A 21,778-nucleotide genomic window follows, 5' to 3' on the forward strand; every position below is an offset into this window, starting at 1 on the left:
TTTAGGCGGTCATTCAGTTCCTGCTGTTTCTTTTCTAGCTCAGTTGCAATTTCATCGTGGAATGTCTGTGTAATACGACCCTCAAGTAAGTCATAGTAAACCTTACGCATTTTGTCCTTGAGCTTGTCGTACTCAGCACGGGTCTGCTCAATGTTTTGCGTAAAGTAGGTTTGCTGGTCGTTATGACGGTTACGCAGCTCGGCAATGACTTTATCTAACCAATTTTCTGGCACGTCTATAAACCCTATATCTGCCGCTACTTCATCAATTACGAGGCTCACGGCTGTATTAGGATTATCGCACTTGGAGTTAGCACATCGCAAATACACTGTGTTGCGAGCCTTGAATGGCGATACTGCACGTCCGCACTTGCCGCACTTCACTATCTTTTTGAGTGTAAAGTCTTTGCTATCGTACTTAGTCTTTTCGTGTTTACGCTCATCACGGACACGCTGCACTTGGTTGAACAAGGCACGGCTGATTAGCGGCTTGTACTTGTGTGGGTACTCTCTGCCAGCGTGTACCATAACGCCATAGTAGAATGGGTTGCTCAAGATGCGTTCAAGAAACTGCTTACTTGGTGCTTTACTGCCAGCGATATTGCTACGAAAACCCATCTCACGAAGTTCTTTTGCAATGACAGCATACGACATACCTCTTGCTCGCAGTTCATACGCTTTTACAATGTAGTGTGCCTTTGCATCATCAACTTCAATATCTTTGAGTGGTTTCTGTGGCGTACCGCCCTTCAGCACGTTTAGATAGCCAATAGGAGCACGATGTACCCAAATGCCCTCACTCAGCATCTGCTCAAAGCGGCGTTTTACATTATCACGGATACTATCTGAGTAGTATTTTGCCAGTGCCATACCAATACCTAGCCGAAACCAATCAGCAGCCGATGAGTTTTTATCAATGTACAGGCTATCGTTAGGGAAGTGCAGCTCAATCTTGCCTTGTTTGACCAACTGCTGCAATGCTTTTACTTCTTCTTGGCTACTATCACGAGTAAGGCGGTCTATCTTATCAAAGACTACGTAGCACAAACCAGTTTGCTTGTGGATGTGTTCAACGAGTTTGCTGAACTTCTGACGTACGTCCTTATGAGCACTCTCGTCAAACTCGTGATATTCAGAGGGTAGTTGTTTCTGTTCGGCATACCGTTCAAGCCGCAACTTCTGAGCTGGCAACGCTTTACGTTGCTCAATGTCCGATACTCGTGCGATTAGGATTAGCTTAGTTTCCATAATTGTTTACTCCTTTATAACTTAACATTACTTACCAGTATTTTCAATGTTTGATAGAAAGTCAGACATACGTGTAGGCGTGAACCGCTGCAATGCCTCGTCTATATGCACAAATGCTGTAAAGCGGTACGGGTCAGGCGATTTTAGCAATGGTTTGATGCGATACCACGCTTGCTTGCCATAACGAGCCTCAAGTACGTTACGCAGCCCGACAATACCTACTTGGCTGGTAATAACCAGTCCAGCGACTGCTGCAAGTGCAGCCTGTGGCGTTACGTCATCGTTTGCCTCAAGGTAGTTTTGCAACAGCTCGTACGGTTCTTTTACGTCAAGGGCAAGCATATCAACTGAGCTTGTGAGTTTGTTCCAGTGTTTGAGCAGTGTGTTTTGGCACAACTTCTTTTTGTACAGGCTCTCAAATGTCCATTGCTCTAATTCGGGATAGGCTCGCTTAATAGAGGCTCTACCGACAAAACGTACTTCATACCTAAATACTTCCATTGGTCGGTATTCAGATAGGCTCTCAAGCAGGTTTAGCTGCACGGTGCTGTCATTCTCAAAAGCCCGTTTGCCGCTTTTCTTTGCTTTTAGCAGGTCAGCCATTTTGTCGTAAAAGGCTATATCAAGTGAGTTGGCGTGAATGTGTACGACGTGTCCATCACGAAAATCTGTTTTCTGTAAGTCGTACGTTTTACTCACATCTAGCTTGCCCATCGTATTGAGGATTGTTTGGCACGATGTGTAATCAAGAAACACTATGTTCTTGGACGGATGCCAAGCAGCAATATCGGCGTGGGCAAGCTGTGGCTTGAAGAACTTATGACCGAGCAACTCTTGTAGTGATGCTTGTAGTGCGGTCAGCAGTGCATCAAAGTCTTTTTCTTCCAGCTCATCAAAGTTATTGCCGAACAACATCTTTGGTGCTGAAAACTCAGCTGCTAACTGGTAGACAACGCCGAACTTTGTCATTCGCTTGTACATTGTCAAACGGGGCATATACTTGCCCATCTTGCCGTAGGTTGGCGATGGGTTGAGAAATGTCTTGCCGTAGCCTCTACTGTTCACAAGCTGCTCAAGTGTGATTGGTGTAAACCTGCTACCGTCAAAGATGAGCGGATTATGTACGGGTATGAGTAGTTTTACTGTGTCTATCATACTGTTCATCACTTCTTTCAAATAACTCAATGCACTTTGCGACAACCGCTTGCTCAATTAGCTTGCCAGCCTCTTTGGTTACAGGATGGAAGTAGTTGAGCTGACGTGAACCTATCCTTTTGGTCGGGTAGGTTATGCGGTAGCCAGTGCCATTTAGTAACTGGTGTACGCCGAGCGAGCCGACATACAACTGACCGTCAATTACACAGTTTGCAAAAGCTACAAGCCCATCAGTCGGTTTGACTGGCGTGATATTTACTTCGCTAACGGTCATAGTTTTTACGTTCCTCAGCTGCCTTTTGGTGCTTGTTAGCCCAGAGCCAAAACGTCATAAGCCAATCAATTAGCTTACGCAGCGACACTTGAAGTATTTTGTAAATCGTTACCATCTTCATCATTCCTCTCATTACGTTGTTTCTGAGCAAAATCCATCTGTATAAGCACGTCAAAGAAACCAGTAAGGTTACGAATAGCCTCATCGCTTAACTCAGCAGCCACGCCATCGTTTGCGGCGTTATTTTGTGGTTCTGCTGGTAGTGGTTTATTCTTCGTTGACATATAAAAAGTAGCCTCACTAACAAGACTACTTTCACGGCATACGAGCCAACCTAGACGCTCACTGGCTCACATTTCGCTCACATTTTACTACTGATATTTTGCAGTAATTCGCACTTTTGCGGCTTTATAGCTTAGTAACTTTCCTATACCTAGTTGCTCTCGTGCTTTTTTATTTACCCTAAGCATTGCATCGTATACGGCACGTTGGCTATCTTGGCTTTTTGTCGTGTACTCAAGAATGTCATCTTCCTTTGCGGCTGCTTTGCGGTTTTTGAAAACTAACTTGCAGATGTAGTATTCAAGCGTTTCGTCTGGTATACCGCAACTCTTACCCTCAAAGGTTAGCCTACTCGCTTTCGCATCAAACCTTACTTTATCCTGAGACACGTTTGTTTTCTCAGGCTCGGCAGGTTCGTTATCGTCATCACGGAGCGGAGCAGTATCGTCGGGGTACACAGGCTGTGGTTTCGGTTCTTTGTTGATAACGACCCCTTTCTTACGAAAGTCTTTCGCAAACGCATCAGCTCGCTTGTACCAGTTATCGGCAGCCTCACGGGCAGCCTTTTTATGTTCGGCTATCAGTCCGTCAATTTCTTCAAACAGTGCTGCTAGTTTATCGTCAAGCTCAAACTCAACGTGGTTACTGAGCATCCAATCCTTTTGTAGTTTGGCGTAATACTTCAATACTTCCGCACGGCTATATTGCCATCCCTCGCCAATGTCTTCGGCGTGTCCGAGCAATGTGTCGTACAGTTCGGGTGCAGCCTTTTCCCAGCTTTTCATTGTTTGCTTGCTGAGTGTGCTTTCTATCAAAGAAGTTAGCTTTATGTACGCAAAGTCTAGTTTGTCATCTTCAATAACTACGCCAGCCGAAACGACTGCATCCAATATGGCGATAACCCTGTTGTATAACAGTCTTAGCAGGTAAACGTCTTGCTGATGTTCCAATTCGGCGTTGCCAAGCAGCTCGTCAGCCAGTGCCTCAAATCCCGAAAGTACGTCAATACTATAAGTAAGCTCCTCAAGTATTTCAGCAAACATTTCTTCGGTTGTCTTACCAACGTCAGATGCTATTTCATACACATCAACTTGTGTTGACGGCGGTATGTCGGCTTGGCTTGCGTAGGTGTTATTGGCGGTATACTTTATGACCTTTTTATCGTTTGCTAGTATGTCCAGCACCTGTTTTTGCTCTCTTAGCCTTATGCCTTTCGCATCAAGGTTGCCTGAAAATACAATTACAGCGTTTCCAGTAACCAAGCCTTGATATGCGTCGTTTATTTCTTCAACAACGGCTTGTATTTTCTCTTTGCCTGTCATAACGCCATTCTTCTTGGCACTCGCTTGAGCGTACGATATTTTGGGGGTTGCAGCCGCTGGCTCAGGTTTTTCGCCTATCCAATCAAGGTATTTCGGATCTTTACGCAATTCCTGCACGTAGTTATCAAAGTCAGGCAATATCTCAACCAGATATTTGTTATAGGTTTGGTCGGTAGGCATAGCAATAAGCCGAGCAGCATTATGCTCTTTCTCTATCTTCTCAACCATCTGAACAAAGTCCATCGGCGGATAGTGATTGTTTAGGTCGTTTGCAGGGTGCAAACCAATGGGCTTACCATCCTCAGTAACTTCACGTTCGTCAAGCAGTCTGTTGATAAAAAACCATATTTTTTCTTTGCCGTGTAAACTCATAACTCATCACATCTTTCTTATCACGCCACTGGTAAGTGTTGTATAGTTATAGTATGCCACAAAGAAGTAAAAAAGAGCCGAAACTACTCACATTGAAACAGGCGTGTGAGATTTTGAATTGCCATCCAAACACGCTACGAGCTTGGGATGAAAAAGGCTACTTAGTTGCAGTACGTTTTGGCACACGTAGAGATAGACGATATAAACGAGAAGATGTGATGAAACTATTGGAAAAAAATGACAAAACAAAACACTGAACACACACATACTCACGATGACCATCATCACGCACACGGCGAACACGGACACTCGCACGGTATAGTAGACCCGTCTATAGTTCGCTCTAAGCAGGGCGTGAAAGCAGTTAGCCTTAGTTTCCTGGTATTGCTTGTAACGGCTCTTTTACAGGGTACAGTGTACCTCTCAGGGCATAGCGTAGCCTTATTGTCTGACCTGATACACAACTTTGGCGATGCTCTAACGGCTATTCCGCTTGGCTTAGCTTTTTTCTTTCGGAGTAAAAAGGGCGAGCATTGGGCTGGCTACTTCGTGGTAATTCTGATTTTTGTCAGTGCTTGCGTTGCTTTATATGAGGTTATTCAACGGTTTATACACCCTCAGTCACTAACAAATCTTTGGGCTATTTTTGCGGCAGGTGTCGTTGGTTTCTTGGGCAATGAGCTTGCAGCCATTATCCGCACACGGGCAGGTAAAAAGCTGGACAGCCCCGCTCTGATAGCTGACGGCAAACACGCTCACGTTGACGGCTTGGTTAGTCTCGGCGTAGTTGTCAGCACGATATTCGTAGCACTTGGCTTTCAACAGGCTGACCCGATTGTTGGCTTGTTCATTACATTGCTTATTCTACGAATAACGTGGCAGTCGTGGCAAACAATTAGGAAAGCAGCCTAGCTATGAGCCACAGTCACGATAACAATGACGGTAGTATCAAGTTCGGATTGGTATTGAACACTGCGTTTACTATTGTTGAGTTTGTCTTTGGCATACTAACAGGCAGCCTTGCATTGATAGCAGATGCAGCTCACAATTTGACAGATACGTTTACACTATCTGTATCTTTTGCAGCCAACCGTCTAGCTCGGCGTGAGGCAAATGACAGCAAAACCTTTGGCTATGGACGGGCAACCATCTTGGCTGCATTGCTTAACGCAAGCGTAATGCTCGCTGTGGCTGCCTTTATTGTTATTGAAGCCATACAGCGACTTGGTAATCCGCACCCAGTAGAGGGCGGTGTGGTAGCTGCCGTTGCATTTGTGGGCATACTGGTAAACGGCTCAATCGCTATAGTCTTATCAAAGAACCGTAAAGACCTAAATATGCGTAGTGCCTTTGTGGATATGGTATTTGATGCACTGTCTTCACTCGGTGCGGTTGTAGCTGGTTTGATTATCTGGCTGACAGGCATAACGTGGGTAGATAGTGCTGTTGGTTTAGTGATTGCAGCCTTACTGGTATACAACACGCTCAAGATACTGCGAGAAGCGGTACAAATACTGCTTGAGGGTACGCCTAAAGAGCTAGATGTTACGGCGATAACTCAAGCCATTACAGATACTGATAAAGTCTTGTCGGTTGATGATATGCACGTCTGGGCTATTCGCTCTGGCTACAATGCCTTGAGTTGCCATATAGCAATTGACGAGGCTGACTTGAAGCAAAGCCGTGACATAGTGGAGGTTGTAAAAGCTAAGTTACGGACTAGCTATGATATTCAGCACGCCACAATTGAGGTTGAGTTGGAAGACTGCACTACGCACGATGAACACGAACGACACTAGCGATACAAAACCCGATGACTATGCGTGGAAGCCAAAAGGCTTGCCTATTAAGGTACAGGGCGTTGCGATTGACCCTTATCTTGCGTTTAAGCACTTTGTAATGCCCGCTCTGGGTGACCCTAACTGGATTGAAGATAGCAGCAAAGTAATTGATACGGGTATGAGCAAACGGGAGTGGATTGGGCTTATCATTCACGCAATCGCACTGATGGACTTAACGGGCGATGACCTGCGTGTAGCTAAGATGCTAGATAATGACGATGGCGGCTTGGTTCGTGGCGAAAGTGAAGCCGTATACGTGGAGCAGACGCTTGCAACGCACAAGAACAAGAAGCACGATACTCTGCTTGAGACTGTTGCCGAGCGGGTTGAAGACAAGTCGTCTAAAGGCGAGGGTTACGCTGCTAATATGCACCTAATAGTGTTCTGCAATATGGACGGCGACCTGCAAGAGACTGAATTGGCTAAGATAGTATCCGAGGGCAGGTTTAATATCGTCAATATCTTCGGCTTTAACAGTAAGGACAGGCACTACCTGTCACTATTGTTTGATAGAGACAAAGCCGATGCACCAATACACAGGTGTGCCATCAGCGAGACAAAGTTGATTGAGCAAGCTAACAATTCTCAAAAAGTAACGTGATGAAGAAGCTGAAAAAACTACTGACCAATCGGAACAACTACGTTGATACCTCGCTGATAACGGCTCTGCAAAGCTGCTCCGATAAACCGCCCGTCAAGCTGATTGAACACTGCAATTCGCTCAACAATAGCTACAAGAAACAAAACTACACAACTGTTGCCATTGTCATACGAGGGGTGCTGGATTACATACCGACCATTTTTGGTTTTGCCAATACTACTCAGGTTTACTCGGAATTACAGGGTAAACGAACATTCAAGGACGCATTGAAACAGCTTGACCAAGCCAGTCGTAACCTTGCAGATGATGGTTTGCACAGCCCAGCTCGTAAAGATGAAACACTTAAGGTCAGTAAGCTAACCGTTGATAACTTGCAAGGTAACCTTGCTATCGTGCTGAGCGAAACGGCTGCCCAGTTACGAACAAAGGATTTGCGTGACGATGGAAACGCCAAGTTAGACGAGCAAAGAGCCGTAAAACCCAAGCGACAAAAGTCGCAACTGGAAACCTTTGAGGATTATATTGTAAGTAAGCAGTGGACTGAGCAGGAGCTAGACGGCGATACGGTTTGGATTTGCGAAACGGATAATCTCTACCAGATACACAGCAAAGGCGATTATGACGAGTTTAGTGAACCGTGGACACAGGTTTACCCCGACAGCAGAGGCTCAGGCAAGCATAGTGTTGACCTTGTATATGCTGGCACAATCATCAAGCGATTTACGTTCATCTACTGTGACGGTGGTCGTATAAGTGTAGTTATGCCTGAGCTTTATATAGCACCTGAACACAGGTATCCACAGCGTAAGTTCAAAGAGGATGATAAAGACTATCGTGAGTACATCTGGGAAAAGGACAGCCTCAAGTTCAAGTTGATGATGCTCATCGGTAGCTTTTACATTTACAACACTCCAGAGGGAGTGGCTAAGCACTCAAATATACAGATAAAATAGCTATCCAAAAACGCTTGGTCATTCTGCCCCCATAAATTCGGCATTTACACTGCGGAGTGCTGTGTTGGCAGAATAAAGGGCGACTACCCCCCTACCAACACGTCGTTTGCATAGTACCCCTAGGGGGTATATAGTAAGAGGTATGATAGGCGATATAAAGAAGCGAGCGTTACACCGAGCCAAGATACTTGAGGGGCAAATGCGAGGCGTTCAAAAGATGATTGAGAATGAAGACTACTGTATGGACATACTCACACAGAGCCTAGCCATTCAAAAGTCTATCGGTTCGCTCAATAAGCTGATACTTGAAAATCACGTACGAACGCACATCAAAGAAAACCTAAGTTCCAATTCGGAAGATGAGCAAGAAAAAGCCATCGCTGAACTTCTATCACTTTACGATCTGACGAATATCAGGGGTAAATAAACGTGAAGTACCTAACAGCTATAAAAAACATTCTAGTTTTGTTAGCTGTATTGGTGCTCAACTCGGTTAGCCACGCATCTGCTATGTCGGCAATGCCCTCGCACGAGATGAGCGGTATGAACCACGGCTCAAGCGACGCAACTTCCTGTGCTACCCTTTGCCGCACGGCAGTTATCAACAAGGAAGATAATGTCATCAACGATGACGAAAGCGAAGATGATACCGAACCAGCGATAGCTTTCTACGGACAGAGCCAAACACTATCAACAGATGAAAAATCGCTTTCTCAACACCTTTATGCCGCAGAGATAAAGCCGCCGCCAAAGATACCGATTTATATTCTGTACGGTGTCTACCGAGTGTAGGATGCGATTGTTTACACAAATAGCATCAACTTAACTTTGGAGAAACTATGAAAAATAACAGGAACAGTATAATCATCGTGGCGATAGTCGCAGTTGTAGCTATCGCAGGTGTTAGTATTTACGCCATTAGCCGCAATGACAATATGATGGACGGCGATATGATGGGCAACTCAAACTCGCAATCGGCGGTTCAAGCTGATACTAGCTCGGCAGACTATAAGCAGTACGCCGCACTCAAGGGCGAAGACTATGACAAGATGTTCCTTGCCAATATGATAGCCCATCATCAGGGTGCGGTTGATATGGCAAACCTTGCTCTAACCAATGCCAGCCATCAAGAAGTGAAAGACTTAGCTAAAGCCATTGTGTCCGCTCAAACGACTGAGATTACCGATATGACTGCTTGGCAAAAGACGTGGGGCTATCCTGCAAGCAGTGGCGAAATGATGGAAGACCATAGCTCAATGGGTATGATGAACACAAACGCTGGAATGATGAACGAATTGAACGGCAAAACGGGCGAAGCGTTTGATAAGGCGTTCCTTGAGCAGATGATTATGCACCATCAGTCGGCTATAAATATGGCAGCAACAGGTAAAACAAATGCTCAACACCAAGAAGTAAAAGACTTAACAGTTGCTATCGTTACAGCTCAGACCAAAGAAATAAAGCAAATGAAGCAGTGGCAAAAAGACTGGGGCTATTCTACTTCCAATACTACCAACTCAATGTCGGGAATGAGCCACTAAAATGGAACACTCGCACCACGAACATTCTGAGCATCAAGACCACGACAAGCACGCAGGACATTCAGTAGCAATGTTCAAGGACAAGTTCTGGCTGTCCTTGCTGCTAACGCTACCTGTACTTGCGTATTCCGAGATGATACAGCATTGGTTTAGCTTTACGCCGCCAACCTTTCCTGGCTCACAGTACGTGCCATTCGTATTCAGCACCATCATCTTTTTCTACGGCGGTCTAGTGTTTATAAAGAGTGCGTGGGGCGAGCTAAAAGCCAAATTGCCAGGTATGATGACGCTCATCAGCCTGGCAATTATCACGGCTTACGTGTATAGCGTAGCTACCCAATTCTTTATAAAGGGTGATGGTTTCTTTTGGGAACTAGCAACCTTAGTAACAATTATGCTGCTCGGTCATTGGCTAGAAATGGCATCGGTTGCCAAAGCTGAAAATGCCCTAGATGCTATATCTAAACTGTTACCTGACAAAGCTGAGAAGCTAGTCAACGGTAAGCCAAAACAAGTATTGGTAAGTGAACTAAAAGTTGGCGACCTGGTATTGATACGTCCAGGTTCAAGCATCCCTGTTGACGGTGTGATTGTAGATGGTAGCTCGGCAGTTGATGAAGCGGCTATCACTGGCGAAAGTAAGCCAGTCAGTAAAACAACCAACGATGAAGTTATTGCTGGCACAGGCAATCAAGATGGTTCACTTACGGTAAAGGTTACGAAAATCGGTCAAGACACGGCACTTGCTGGAATTATGCGACTTGTAGCCGAAGCACAAAGTTCAAAATCTAATGTACAGATACTTGCAGATAAAGCAGCCTTTTATCTGACCATCATTGCAATCGCTACTTCAATCGCTACGTTTATATTCTGGCTGATAGCTAAAGATGCTAGTTTCGCTTTAGAGCGGTCAGTTACGGTTCTGATTATAGCTTGCCCACACGCACTCGGTCTGGCAATACCACTTGTTGTGTCTATCTCTACTGCATTATCAGCGAAGAACGGTCTACTTGTCCGAAAACGTCTTGCTCTTGAAGCTGCTCGTAAGTTGGACTGGGTACTCTTTGATAAGACTGGCACATTGACTAAAGGCGAACACGGCGTTACGGATGTGTGGGCTACAAAAGGTTATACAGAAGAAGATGTACTGCACCTGACGGCTAGCCTTGAGCAGAACAGCGAGCATATTGTCGGTAAGGGTATTGTCAAAAAAGCCGAAGAACAACACGTCCATCTTGATAAAGTAGCCAACTTCAAAGCGTTACCTGGCTTAGGCGTACAAGGTACTCTACACGGAAGCGAAGTGTATATCGCAGCAAGCTATCGCTACATAGAAGATAACAAGCTAATTGTTCCAACTGAAATAGCTAAGATGGTTAAGCAAGCAGCCAAAGAGGGAAAAACTGAGGTGTATCTAATTACCAATAAAAAGGTTGTTGGAGCATTGGGCTTAGCAGATATAGTGCGTGAACAATCTAAACAGACTATCGCAACACTCAAATCAATGGGTATAAAGACGGCAATGATAACAGGCGACTCAGATGAAGTTGCAGCTTATGTGTCAAAACAGCTTGGCTTAGACCAGTATTTTGCAGAGGTAAAACCAGAAGATAAGGCTGCTAAAGTCAAAGAGTTACAGAAAAACGGGCAGAAAGTTGCAATGGTCGGCGATGGTATCAATGACGCACCTGCACTTACTCAGGCAGATATTGGTATAGCTATTGGTGCTGGTACGGATGTAGCAATCAAGTCAGCAGATATTATACTGGTAAAAAGCGACCCTCAAGACGTGGTAAAGGTAATCAACCTATCAAAGGCTACCTATCGCAAGATGCTACAAAACCTCGGTTGGGCTACGGGTTATAACGTATTCGCAATTCCACTGGCAGCTGGCGTACTATATGGAGCAGGTATCGTTCTTGCTCCTGCTCTGGGAGCTGTACTTATGTCTGTTTCAACTGTTGTAGTAGCATTCAACGCTCAATTACTCAGACGTGCAAAACTGTAAGCGTAGATAGTTTGATAGCTAGCTGGCAAACTGCTAACCAGTTATCAAACTACCTGACAGCTGGAATTGTTCAACGAGGTGTTTTAGCTTATAATCCTCTTGTGCATCAATAGCAGCTGTTTGAAATACGTCAACTATGCTGCACCAAAGAAGACTTTTCAGTTACTGGAAGGTCTTTTTTATTTGACTGACCCCTGAAAATGGAGCTTATATTATGGGTGTAAACATTTTTGTTTTCGTCAACGTATATTTTGCCTGTAAATAACAATTGTTTACACCGTTTCATATCCTCCCCTGATAACTCGAAGAAACGCCCACCCTTGTTACTAAGAAAGTTAAAGCTAAAGTCTAAGAACTCAGCTAGGTCTGTTTCGTGTTGTTCACTAAGCACAGCTATCTTATCTTCGTTCTCCGCAAACTCAGCTTTAAGCTTTTCTATTGAAGCCATTATTTCATCGCTAATCGAAACGAAAGAAGGGTTAGTAACTGCATCTGCTTTTTGAGCTATGCTTTGTTTTATATTGGCGTTAACAGCCTCAAGCCGTTGTATCTCGCTCTTAGCTTCGTGGTGCTTCGCGTTAAAGGTAGTGACTAGCTTAATCTTTAATTTTCTCATCTCAGCATTTGGCAGTATTACTGCATCTAGTAAATTGGAGAAGCTAGCGTGAGTTTCGTCTCGGTCTAAGAACCTGTTGCACTCTCTGCACTTATATTTGGCGTAGTAGCTAACTTTCTTTCTAGGCTTACCGTGGTTAGTCTTGCCGTTATTTAATGGTACGCTCGTGAAGCGTGGATATTTACGTTTTGCCGCTTCGCAAGATATACAGGTAAGTTCATTGCTCAATGGGTATTTAGTATTTTTGTCTGGTCTATGACCTTGCTGTTTCTTAACGTTACGCTCAAAGACCCTAAGTATCTTTTCGTGCTCAGTACGGGTTATTAGTGGCTCGTGTAGACCGTGTTCATTACGTTCGTTAAACTTGCCCTTAAGGTCGATAATTCCTGCGTAATATGGCTCGCAAGCGATTATCCTAAACTTGTCCATTTTAAGCTTTGCATAGCGTTTACCGAACTCAGTTTCTTGTAGTTCTTTTAAAGCGTCGGTTGGCGTTTTTAGATTTGAGGCAATCTGCCTTAAAGCTCTCTTGAGCGGTTCACCAGTAATTGGGTCTACGATATGAACACCAGCCATTGTACCTTTTTTGTAGCCTGCTTTTGGACCAGATGGCAAACGACCCTCTCTTATTGCTTTTTTACCACCAGACACTGACTTACTTATGCGTTCTTCGTTACTACCCTCAGCTTGCAAGAACTTTGTGAATTTGAGTAATTTCGATGGTAAATCATCCTTATTTAGCTCAGGGTTTGAAGCATACCAAACTCTCGTACCAGTTTCATAGAAAAGTTTAACTTCCCAAAAACCGCTTTCGTCAATTGACCGCATAAACCTATCAGGCTCGTCTACGATAAGATACTTTACTCGCTTATTTTTCTTGGCAAAGTCGTATATCTCCAGCAGGTCTTTACGTTGTACGTTACTCCCACGTTTACTAGATACGCTACCTGACCACCATTTAATAATTTCTACACCTAATTCTTTAGAGGCGTTAAATACAGCTTCGTGCTGACGATTTAGGCTATTGTTGTCAAGCTGCTCAGTCGACGATACACGACAAAGTGCTATAGCAAGGTCGCTCATCTTAACGCCTCAATAACAGTAGTTGGCGTCTCTCGGACAAGCTTGCGGAAAGCCAAAGAGACGCCAACTACCAATATCAAAATGTCATTTAGTGTCTTCCTCATTTTCCGCAATTTGTCCTTTATCTAACTCTATTTTAGCACCGATATTATCCCTTGAATGTTGGTAGGCGTCATAAAGAAAACTAGCTAGCTCATCAAGTAGCTCATCGCTACCTACCACTGATGGGCTACAACCTGCACTAGTTTCCTTTGACGCCATACCCTAAAGGTAGAATATGGTTATATTTTTGTCGTAAATCCCGTAGTGTTTATTTGCGTTTTTTAGCTTTTAACAGAGTGTTGTGCTGGTCGCGGCATTTGACCAAATATTCTTGTATTTCATCGTCTCTAACTCCAAAATCTACAGCTCGACTACGCCTAATGACCGTATGGGCGACTAGGGTGGTCTCATTGTCTCCTGCATCAAAAATAGCGTTGCTTAGTTTTTCGGGTAGCCCCGTATTGCTTATTAGCATACTCGTTCTAGCTGGTTTGGCTACTTTAATAGTCTTTACCCAGCCCTTTTGTTTAAATAGCTTCTCAAAGTAAATATCGTTAGGTTTGCCTAGCTGGAACTGTTTTACTACAAAACCGTTTAGTTTTAGTTGGCGTTTGTTCGGGTTATAGCTAAGCCAGTATGCCGTGTCGTTAGGTCTGCGTTGAGGTGGTATGACACCATAGCTCAGTAAATGTTTAAACTTATCTGGTGGGTTTAATTCCAATTCCAGTTTTAAATCATCATCCTCTGAGTTCTTTTTTTGCAAGCTTGCCATAAAGTAATTATAGCTCGAAACTCGACAAGATACCCCAGTCTTACATCGCTAACTTGGCTGAACTGTTGTATAATTTGGTTAGAAATCGAACATTTTTTCAACTTATGACAAAAATACCTGTAACCATCAGTCAACTAGCAAAATACGGACTTGATTATGTAAGCCTTATATCGAGCAGTGCCTCGAGAAGTAGACCGATAAAAACAGAACCTATGGACGCCAGCCTAGTGTCCATCCCCGACTTAATTTTCAAAAGCGAAGTCGATACGATAACTATTAACCTCGTTACTTCGTTAGATAGTCAATATGACCCGAACCTGCCAAGTGAAGATAAGACAGATGAACAGCTACAAGCTGAGCATCGCGTTATCCGTGACAGGGCCATCTTTGATAAAATCCAAGAAATAGACACAAAGATAAAGACTGACGAATACACGAAGCGGGTCGTACTGCAGACGGGCTTTATATCCTTTGAAGGTAAGCGATACAAAGAAACAGAGTTCGGTGAAGAGTATGAGAACTACGAAGCTCCGTTATTGCAAATTCCAATTGCTGCCATCAACTTCAAATATACGAGTGACGGGGCTAATGTAGTCATTGAACTTCCTGACAGCTATGTAGAAGTATTGAGTGGTCCACTAAAAAACTATTTACCGCAACAATACTACGATAACGTCTTTAAGTTTGTTGCCGATGCGGAGGCCGAAGGAAAAACTAGCCTACCAATCGGTAGTGATTTTATTGAAGATTTGTGGTCCGCAATTAGAGTACAGCTTGATAGAGTGGATGCTAGGTCTATTTCTGAAGCACCGAGCTTCGATACAAGTATAGTTGCGATTACAAATAAGACTAACCACTTCTTAGCAGAAGACCTTAAGGCGATTGCTGCTTTAGAAGATGAAGACCTGATTGAGACTTCCTTGGGAAGCTGGGTGTCTGACGAAGATATGGCGATAGAACAGGCTGTGTCCGATGATGGCAGTACAGAGATATTCTTTCCATTTGATTATGACAAATACCAACTAAAAGTTTTGGGCATTACAGCAAATAAGGCAGTCATAGTCGAAGGCCCTCCTGGTACTGGTAAATCTCAAACCATTTCAAACCTACTAGTTCATCTAGCAGCTACGGGTAAAAGAGTATTATTCGCTAGCCAAAAGGACCAGGCGATACGTGGCGTAAAGGACAAGCTAAAAACTCTTGATGTACCATTTCTTTACGGCTATATACCTGATAAAACATCTAAGTTGTATACAGCAGATGATGAAAAAGACAGTGCTGCGAATACTCTCATAGCTTTAAACAGAGAATTCCAGAAAGGTAAGGTCGGTGACTTAAAAGAGCCTCTTGAGTTACTGTCTGACCGTTCAAAGATTTTTGTAGAGAATATGAACATTGAACGTTCGCTCTACTCATTATATGAAGAGCGTCGAAGCCTTAGCTACCTAGACCCTTATTATAATTACGGAATAGACCTAGAATTCTATGAACAATGTTTAGATTTTGAAAATAGTATAGCTAACCTCGAGGCTACGATTAAACAATTCGAGAACGTACATAGCAAGTTTATAAAAACTGCTGACACCAAATTCAAAGACCTTGAAATAGACTATCAAGAAACAATATCTTCGATTGAGAACATAAACAACTATTTTAAAACCCATATGCCAGAAAGGTCTGGTTTCTTTGCAAGTAAAGTTAATGACCTCAAGCTTCGTAGTGCATTAAAAGAACACTGCAAAAACATCCTTCAAGAAATATACCTAGAATTTGAAAAGGTGTTGTTTTCAGATAATACAAAGTCAGCAAAACTGAAATTATTAGATGGCCTAAAAGCATATTTTGTATATTCAAGCGACAACCAGGTATTGGCGTATAACCGTGCGGAACTCGACGGATTACTTCAAAGTAAAGATATGCCTCATACCGCCCTTGCAAGCCTAAAGAAGCTGGTAAGTGAACACGGTGGATATAAGAAGGTATTTGAAGACCTCGAAAGGTACAACGAGATTTCTGCCCAAATAGACGAAGCGTCATTATACTCAGCAAATGAGCTAAACCGAGAAATCAAAGATATACGAAAGTTCTACAGAAAAAACATTACGAACTATGTTCGCAATCGAATACTAACAAGGGTTGGTGAGGCCAATAACAGCAAAGAGCTGAGAGCGACATTGGCACAAGTTGCTAGAAGTCTTTCAAAGAGTAAGAAAGCAAATAAAACGTTCGACAGGCTCAAGCATAACGAAGATAACTTTAGTGCTATGTCAAAAGTTCTACCTATCTGGATGATGAGTTTAGACGACGTGAGCCGTATTGTTCCTTTGGAAATGAACGCGTTCGATTACGTGATTATTGACGAAGCATCCCAGTGTAATTTTGCTTATGCGTTCCCAGCTATGTACCGTGCAGAGCATACTATTTTCTTCGGCGATACTTTACAAATGCGTGACGACAATATTATGTTCAAGTCTAATGACCAACTTAATGCCATAGCAAAGAAGCATAAAATTCCTGATGTTTATCAGATTAAAGCGGAAGAAGACACCGTTAAATCAGTAATGGACATCGCCAATCTAAATGGTTTTAAGACGACTACTTTAAAGTATCACTATCGTTCCCCTAAAGAGCTTATAGGCTTCTCAAATGAGGCCTATTACGAGCCTATTGGCCGTAAGCTTGAAGCAGTTAATGATAACATTGTGCCTTATAAAGACACTGGTCGTGTATTGCTTAATCATTTGGTAACTCCAAATGATAATGAAGAGATTGGCAGTAGGACCAACTTTGCGGAGATACACAAAATTCAACAGTTGGTAGAAGAAATAAAAATCGACCCAATTTTGAAAGACAAGTCTATAGCCATATTGACCTTCTTTAACGAGCAAGCCGAAGAAATACGTAAAGCTATTACGGATGAAGACATCAAAGTTTCGATTATTGACGGTATCCAGGGAGATGAACGCGACATCGTAATTTACTCATTTGTTATTAAAGACCCAAGCGACAAGCGACGCTATATCGCGTTGACTGGTGAAGGTGGTGAGATACGTAAAGATATAGCTGCTGGTCGTGTGAATGTTGCATTTAGCCGTGCCCGACTTCAGGTCCATTGTGTGACTTCTCTTGCCACAGAGCTTTGGCCTGAGGGTATTTGGATTAAGAAGTACCTAGAGTATGTTGATAAGAACGGAGCAATATCTAGAAGGCATAGTAAATCCGAGCAGCGTTTCGATTCGCACTTCGAGGAGCAGGTTTTTAGCTACCTATCAAAGCAGCTTGATGCAAATGAGTTTACGCTCGAAACACAAGCAGGTTCACTCGGGTTTAAAATTGACCTAGTCGTTCACCATAATGGTAGGAAACTTGCTATTGAGTGTGATGGTCCGACCCACTTTGAGGGAGGAGACGGTCAAGTTTACGTACAGAACGACTGGGAGCGTCAAGGGGCATTAGAAGTAGCAGGATGGACCTTCTATCGTATTTCTTACTTCGATTGGGTCGACGACCAAGCAGAGGAAGAGAAAGCCCTACTACTACATATAGGTGAGTATTTTAATGATGAGCATAATTCAGGTAAGACAAGTGTTGTTAAAGAGCTAGAGAAAGAAACGGTTGCACCTGAGGATGCCCCGAAAGATACGTATGTAACAGATTTTTCTGACGAACGCGTCGATAATGAAAGTCCCGTTAACGCAACGCCTGCACCACGTGCAACAAAGACTAAGGCTAAGACTTCGACAAAGAAAGAATTTAGTGTCGGTGACCGTGGTGTTGACCAAGATGTTTTTGAAAGTTATCTACAAGCAAGAGTTAGAGGAACAATAAACATAAGATACCAAAGCACTCGCCCTGGCAGCGGGAACTATTGGCGTAATGTAAGCCTAATCAAATACGATGGCACATATCTTTATTCCGAAGGGTCGGGTACTTACCCAATCCGATACCGTCGTGACCGCGTCTTAGAATTCAAATAAAACCATACCTTTAGCCAACAACTTTGCTAACATTAGCGACCCTTGTTTTTGCCGTACGATTGTTGGGCTAAACTTGAAAACAAAAGAAAATTCACCATCGACAAAAATTTAGCCTACAAGTGCGTTTACGAGCTTAAGTAAATTCTGAGTCTAAAGCATAGGGGGGGCCATTTTATAGTCGGGTAATTCACCTATTACTGAAATTCTAATTCCATATTTTGTTTTATCAAGTGTGGCAGGGTCTACTTTTGGCCAGTTTTGAAGCTCTTCGATTGTCAGTGATTCTGACTCTACATTTTGGTTAGTCTGAAATGTGTTTTTTGCTGCATCAAAAATACCTTGTGCGTGCTTAACGTTCCATTTGCCATCCAGATACTGTGTGCCAACTTCATAATTGAAGGAGAATTCGTCTATAACCCCCCTTGTACCGTCCGCCATTACAATTTCTTGCTTGGGCAAAGTATATGCGTACCATCCGTCCGCACCGTTATTAAATTCTTCAATCCTCTCAACCAAATACCCACTGTTCCAAAGCACGTCTTTGAAGACATCATATGCTATAACCGTGTGACTGCCATCGTCAGATACAAGCTCCTGTCTACCCAAATCTTGATAAACATTAAATCCTGAACCAACTGAAGTGTGTTTTATCCCAAAACTTAGAGCCTTAACATAACGAACCTCAATAAGTGTCTTCGAAGCGATAGCAAATGGGTTTTCCTTATCCGTAGTGTCTATCAAATGAGTTGGTCTTATGCCAAAAAATTTAGCTGCTGCAACTGCAGATTCTGCATAGGGGCTGTTAGATACCATCACTCCTAGTGGTACGCCTTCGTCCTTAAGCTTGAAGCCATAATCCGCCACATCCTTTATCCCAATGTTCCGTTTATGGTCTTTAGCGTCAAAGTCAATCTGTTGCGTGCCAGTATCAAGTAAAGTATCAACTTGTCGTTTGCCGCCAGTAATTGTTGCAGGTAACTTTACATCGTCTTTAATTTCAGAGTTAGGATAGAGCTTTCTAACCATAGCACTGACTTTCTTTTCATACTTTTTGCCGTCGTTAGATTTTTTATGCTTTTTCTTAGTCATTGCTACTACAATTCACTATCAAAGAAATTAACTTTTGGTCGAATTATTTTACCATCATTATCAAGGAAGCAGTCATATCCAACTTCAATATAACCACCAATATTCCAAACCTGCACTTCCAGCTTCTTGTTTGGATGCAACGTGTCTAGCTTAATATTTTTACTTGGCTTAACCTGTTTTGGCTTTTCTCCAGAATTCAATATCGTCACTGTCCTTGGCTCATTACTAAGATGTAGAGTTAATTTTTTTATTAACTCATTAGAGTTGTTCTCAATAATAAAAATCCACATTTGCTCACCATTGTGGCTAGGCTTTTGCTCGTCAAATTGAGGAACATAATGGGCTTTTAATCTAAGTCCAGGCACAAAGTATAGTTTTCGTGTAAATACGACTAGCAACGATACGCCTACAATTACTGCAATAGGCCATTTAAGTACACTTATATTCGCGGACCAAGCAGTGTGATTACCTGCTAATTGAAAAGCAAAACCAAAGACAATAAGCCCAATACCAAATCGTGACAATATTTCGTATCGTTGAGCTTTTCGTTTTAAGTGGTCGCTATTGCCAATAGAGAGTGACATAGAACCATCTCTTGCTAATAATGGTGCAAGTCCGAAGAAAAACAATAATATTGCTCCGAAGAGGTCTAGCACCAACCCTATGTCACCTAGCTGTATGTTTAATATCATCTAATCTAATATTATCAAATTAGGCTATCTTCAACGATGTAAGTCTTGCTCGGTAGTAGCATACTCTTATACTGGGCATAAGGTACGGCTAAAATATCACGCCATCTTTGTATTTCTAACCTCAGTTCCGCATAGCTATCCGCGATAGTTTGGTGTAAAAGCTTTTGGTCCTCGTGCACCATAGAAGACACCGCCTCAATGGCGGTATTTTCTATGGCTGTACACAGTTTCCACTTTGTGGGGCCAGGCCACTTGCTTTGTTTATTCAGGCAAATTGGTAGAATATTAACACTTCTTAGGGGTGAACTCCATATCCCCCTATATCCCTGGGGTTTTCCTTTTGGTAAGAGTAAAGTTTTGCTGGACACCGACAAAACAACGCCTCACCGCTAGCGAGCTTTTGAAAAGTAACAAGCTCTGCTACAATATGAAAGTATAAATAAAGAAAAAGCAATATGACATTCACTCGAAAAAAAATTATCGTAGCGCTTATTGTCGTAGTGTGTATCGCGCTTAGTGTTGGCGTTTTTTTAGGAACTAGGCAACAAGTCGTGACAACCAAGCCGGGAGATACTAATACCAGTACTCTCCAGGAGTCAGCCGCCTCATCACAGAAATCAGCAATATCTAAGACTGAACAAGGTGAAAAAACTCAGGCACCCGCTGATCAAAAAACACAAACTAGCGCAAATAGCTCAAATCAAGGCGGTGCCCAAGGTGCGACAAGCCATAGTCAGCCATCATCACCTCCCAACACCACCCCCGTGAACCCAAGCACTCCCGCGCAGATATGCGGTCAGGCTGGCTACAATGGCAATGGCAATTCATTGTCGCTATTTCAGACGGTCTACCCGGGCCAATGGCGCAGTGACTATAGCTTTGCATCACTCTGGAGTGTACCCGGACAGACGTTTGAAAATTTCCGGCTCGAAACCTCGCTTTTCGCGATGTCTGACAATTTGATAATCCGTAATTTCTATCTAGCTCCGGGTGCCGACTACTACCCGGTTCGTACCGATAACCGAGAGTCGGGTACGGGCACGCAAATCTACAATGGGACAGTCAGAGCAACTGGCGCGACCGATGACAATCTTTACAAAGGCATTCTTGTCGATGTACCACATGTCACAATAAGTGACATGGATATTTCCGGAACCCACGACGGCTTATCGCTGGCATCAACTTACACCACAGTAAGCAATGTGTGTATCCACGACCTGGCCTCTACTCCAACAGCCCACAATGACGGAATCGAGATATATGGGGGCGGTCATGTCATTATTAAAGATAGTGAGATCAATAATAACCACGGTCAGACGTCAGCTATTAACATCACTAACGATTACGGAGCTATCGATGACGTGCTTATAGAAAATGTCACACTAAGCGGCGGCGGATATACAATTTATGTTCGTGGCGATGGTGCCAGTGGCCAGCCGATTACCAATATTCGCTTTAGAAATGTAAAGATAGCGAGCCCTGGGTATTACGGAGTCGTGAGCTATCAGGGTGCGCCTGGCGCGATTGTTGAGTGGGACGTCAAAGATGCTCAGGGCAATGTCATTCAGCACCCATAACCCCTCCTAACTTAAATGACCGTCCTGGTGCAACCAACCTAGAAAGACTAGATTGTCCAAGACGGCCATTAAAGCCCGCGACAAATAAAAATAGTCTTTCGCTGGATGGTTGCTCTTTTATTATACTGCAGATCGACGCAAGGCTGCGAAAAAAAGCATGTCTTTAGACATGCCGAACCGCAGCTCTTCCCCCAGAAAAACAGATGGGTTTTGCTCCGCAAAACCATACTTTCCCAAACAAAAACGGGCGTTTCGCGCCCGGATTTGCGGATTTGTCCAAATTTGGTGGAGTTTTACAACCAAGTTCGAACCGAATTCGAGCAAAATGGCCGAA

The 21,778-nt window shown here is 43.3% G+C and carries 20 protein-coding genes and 1 pseudogene; 11 read left to right on the plus strand and 10 right to left on the minus strand.

The genetic code is table 11. The features are described 5' to 3' along the window. Positions 1-446 precede the first annotated feature (446 nt). The 5 genes and pseudogenes from L336_RS06020 to L336_RS00775 form a co-directional block, all read right to left on the minus strand. A pseudogene (locus L336_RS06020) lies at positions 447-1,247 on the minus strand (recombinase family protein); the annotation flags it as partial. A 27-nt stretch (positions 1,248-1,274) separates the two neighbouring features. After that, a complete protein-coding gene (locus L336_RS00760) occupies positions 1,275-2,402 on the minus strand; it encodes a hypothetical protein (protein ID WP_015641309.1) in 1,128 nt (375 codons plus the stop codon). After that, complete coding sequence (locus tag L336_RS00765) at positions 2,365-2,676, minus strand: septation protein SpoVG family protein (RefSeq protein WP_015641310.1); 312 nt, start codon at positions 2,674-2,676, stop codon at positions 2,365-2,367. Before L336_RS00765 ends, L336_RS00760 begins: the two co-directional genes overlap by 38 nt. A 74-nt stretch (positions 2,677-2,750) precedes the next feature. Beyond that, positions 2,751-2,960, minus strand: a complete 210-nt coding sequence (locus L336_RS00770) for a hypothetical protein (RefSeq protein ID WP_015641311.1) — start codon at positions 2,958-2,960, stop codon at positions 2,751-2,753. Between the two features lie 87 nt (positions 2,961-3,047). Next, a complete protein-coding gene (locus L336_RS00775) occupies positions 3,048-4,652 on the minus strand; it encodes a hypothetical protein (RefSeq protein WP_015641312.1) in 1,605 nt (534 codons plus the stop codon). A gap of 53 nt (positions 4,653-4,705) precedes the next feature. Between L336_RS00775 and L336_RS06025 the strand changes: the two genes are divergently transcribed. From L336_RS06025 to L336_RS00820, 9 genes are all read left to right on the plus strand, one after another. Then, positions 4,706-4,909 (plus strand): helix-turn-helix domain-containing protein, encoded by a 204-nt coding sequence (locus L336_RS06025; protein WP_041191125.1) that lies wholly within the window; start codon positions 4,706-4,708, stop codon positions 4,907-4,909. Continuing rightward, positions 4,890-5,564 (plus strand): cation diffusion facilitator family transporter, encoded by a 675-nt coding sequence (locus L336_RS00785; RefSeq protein WP_015641313.1) that lies wholly within the window; start codon positions 4,890-4,892, stop codon positions 5,562-5,564. Before L336_RS06025 ends, L336_RS00785 begins: the two co-directional genes overlap by 20 nt. Before the next feature lie 2 nt (positions 5,565-5,566). After that, positions 5,567-6,451 carry a cation diffusion facilitator family transporter gene (locus L336_RS00790; protein ID WP_015641314.1) on the plus strand — a complete coding sequence of 295 codons (885 nt, stop codon included), beginning with the start codon at positions 5,567-5,569 and terminating at the stop codon, positions 6,449-6,451. Beyond that, positions 6,432-7,094, plus strand: a complete 663-nt coding sequence (locus L336_RS00795) for a hypothetical protein (RefSeq protein ID WP_015641315.1) — start codon at positions 6,432-6,434, stop codon at positions 7,092-7,094. Before L336_RS00790 ends, L336_RS00795 begins: the two co-directional genes overlap by 20 nt. Next, a complete protein-coding gene (locus tag L336_RS00800) occupies positions 7,094-8,047 on the plus strand; it encodes a hypothetical protein (RefSeq protein WP_041191127.1) in 954 nt (317 codons plus the stop codon). Before L336_RS00795 ends, L336_RS00800 begins: the two co-directional genes overlap by 1 nt. Before the next feature lie 142 nt (positions 8,048-8,189). Next, complete coding sequence (locus L336_RS00805; RefSeq protein WP_015641317.1) at positions 8,190-8,474, plus strand: metal-sensitive transcriptional regulator; 285 nt, start codon at positions 8,190-8,192, stop codon at positions 8,472-8,474. Positions 8,475-8,557: 83 nt separating this feature from the next. Beyond that, on the plus strand, positions 8,558-8,839 hold the full coding sequence (locus L336_RS00810; protein WP_128817254.1) for a hypothetical protein: 282 nt from the start codon (positions 8,558-8,560) through the stop codon (positions 8,837-8,839). Between the two features lie 47 nt (positions 8,840-8,886). Further along, entirely contained in the window at positions 8,887-9,588 is a 702-nt protein-coding gene (locus L336_RS00815) for a DUF305 domain-containing protein (protein ID WP_015641319.1), read from the plus strand. 1 nt (position 9,589) lies between these two features. Then, positions 9,590-11,596, plus strand: coding sequence for a heavy metal translocating P-type ATPase (locus tag L336_RS00820; protein ID WP_015641320.1), 2,007 nt, complete (start codon positions 9,590-9,592; stop codon positions 11,594-11,596). A 130-nt stretch (positions 11,597-11,726) separates the two neighbouring features. Here L336_RS00820 and L336_RS00825 read toward each other — a convergent pair whose 3' ends face one another. The 3 genes from L336_RS00825 to L336_RS00830 all read right to left on the minus strand — a co-directional run bounded on the left by L336_RS00825 (position 11,727) and on the right by L336_RS00830 (position 14,109). After that, positions 11,727-13,295, minus strand: coding sequence for a recombinase family protein (locus L336_RS00825; RefSeq protein ID WP_015641321.1), 1,569 nt, complete (start codon positions 13,293-13,295; stop codon positions 11,727-11,729). Positions 13,296-13,379: 84 nt separating this feature from the next. Beyond that, positions 13,380-13,556, minus strand: a complete 177-nt coding sequence (locus L336_RS05875; RefSeq protein WP_015641322.1) for a hypothetical protein — start codon at positions 13,554-13,556, stop codon at positions 13,380-13,382. A gap of 49 nt (positions 13,557-13,605) precedes the next feature. After that, entirely contained in the window at positions 13,606-14,109 is a 504-nt protein-coding gene (locus tag L336_RS00830; protein ID WP_015641323.1) for a hypothetical protein, read from the minus strand. A 104-nt stretch (positions 14,110-14,213) separates the two neighbouring features. Between L336_RS00830 and L336_RS00835 the strand changes: the two genes are divergently transcribed. Continuing rightward, the gene (locus L336_RS00835; protein ID WP_015641324.1) at positions 14,214-18,086 is read left to right on the plus strand and encodes an AAA domain-containing protein; all 3,873 of its coding nucleotides are present in this window, start codon (positions 14,214-14,216) and stop codon (positions 18,084-18,086) included. Between the two features lie 150 nt (positions 18,087-18,236). Here L336_RS00835 and L336_RS00840 read toward each other — a convergent pair whose 3' ends face one another. Both L336_RS00840 and L336_RS00845 read right to left on the minus strand, forming a co-directional pair. Further along, complete coding sequence (locus tag L336_RS00840; protein WP_015641325.1) at positions 18,237-19,175, minus strand: hypothetical protein; 939 nt, start codon at positions 19,173-19,175, stop codon at positions 18,237-18,239. A gap of 5 nt (positions 19,176-19,180) precedes the next feature. Continuing rightward, positions 19,181-19,867 (minus strand): membrane protein of unknown function, encoded by a 687-nt coding sequence (locus L336_RS00845; protein ID WP_015641326.1) that lies wholly within the window; start codon positions 19,865-19,867, stop codon positions 19,181-19,183. A gap of 455 nt (positions 19,868-20,322) precedes the next feature. Between L336_RS00845 and L336_RS00855 the strand changes: the two genes are divergently transcribed. Beyond that, positions 20,323-21,444 carry a right-handed parallel beta-helix repeat-containing protein gene (locus L336_RS00855; RefSeq protein WP_015641327.1) on the plus strand — a complete coding sequence of 374 codons (1,122 nt, stop codon included), beginning with the start codon at positions 20,323-20,325 and terminating at the stop codon, positions 21,442-21,444. Positions 21,445-21,778: the final 334 nt, after the last annotated feature.

Source organism: Candidatus Saccharimonas aalborgensis, assembly GCF_000392435.1.
Taxonomy (GTDB): domain Bacteria; phylum Patescibacteriota; class Saccharimonadia; order Saccharimonadales; family Saccharimonadaceae; genus Saccharimonas; species Saccharimonas aalborgensis.